Below are 1,081 nucleotides of genomic sequence, written 5' to 3' on the forward strand. Positions count from 1 at the left end.
CCCTGCATCATACCAAGAGGGCTTTTTTTGATCAAGTCCCCGGAAAAGCTCCTAACGGGAATGCTCCTTTCTGTTTGCCAATAAAAAACGCTTTTTCCCTTCCTTGCAAAAGGACGGAAAAAGCGTTCCGCGGTACCACCTTTTTTGGCGCATCATGCGCCCACCTCTTGCCCGTAACGAGGGCGGACGGCTTATGTTTGCATAAGCGGCCTTTCTAGGGCAGGTTCAATCGACTTCCCGTGAGGAACCTTCCAGCCTACGGGTTCCACTCTCTTGCACGTTCCATCGATTTACTAGTCCCGTACCGTTTTCCGTATCAACGATTTGTTAGAAATTATCCATACAAATCAGAAAATTGTCAAGGGGTTTTTCTTCGACAACGATGATTAACTAGAGTAATTGCTTTGCTTAGCGCGAGATGTCTTAACCATCAGCCGGTCTAATAGACGAAACAATAATACTCCGATTGCTGTTCCGAACGTGTTTAAAAGAATGTCATCGACATCAAAAGCCCGAAACGGAATGAAAAACAATTGGACGATTTCGATGCATAAGGAAAGAAGAAATCCGACGATAACGATGGTTTTCGGACGAAGGATAGAAGAATAACAAGAAGCAAAAAACCCAAATGGTATAAACAACGCGATATTGCCGCCAATGTTTCGCAAGGGAACGAGCCAGTAAAAATGGTGAAGCGACTGCCGGATGCTCGCAAGTGGAATGAGATTGATGCCGGCATACGTTTCCCTTTGTAATAGCGGATATGTATAAAACGGAAATGGGAAAATCGTCACACTATATATAAATACAAGGGAAAAAGCGAATAATCCATGGATGATTTCGTGTTTGACAGAAAAGGTTCGCTTCCGTATGTACACAATACCGCGAAATAATGTCCAAATGACGACAAAACCAATCAATGACACCTTAAAATCAAACATCATAAACTCTCCTTTTTTTAGAATTATAATATATAACCACGTACGAATTCAAGCAGTTTCCCATTTTGACCAGCTATGAAGAGTATATTTCAAAGTTTTTCGTCAAAATAGGGATTTTCAAATTATCCACAGTTGGTAAA

At 41.5% G+C, this 1,081-nt stretch carries 1 protein-coding gene; it reads right to left on the minus strand.

What is annotated here, in order from left to right; all coding sequences use genetic code 11:
* Positions 1–386: 386 nt before the first annotated feature.
* Entirely contained in the window at positions 387–944 is a 558-nt protein-coding gene (locus DCC82_RS17025) for a VanZ family protein (RefSeq protein WP_187252194.1), read from the minus strand.
* Between the last annotated feature and the right edge of the window lie 137 nt (positions 945–1,081).

Origin of the sequence: Geobacillus sp. LYN3, assembly GCF_003064505.1 — a bacterium.
GTDB classification, from domain to species: domain Bacteria; phylum Bacillota; class Bacilli; order Bacillales; family Anoxybacillaceae; genus Parageobacillus_B; species Parageobacillus_B toebii.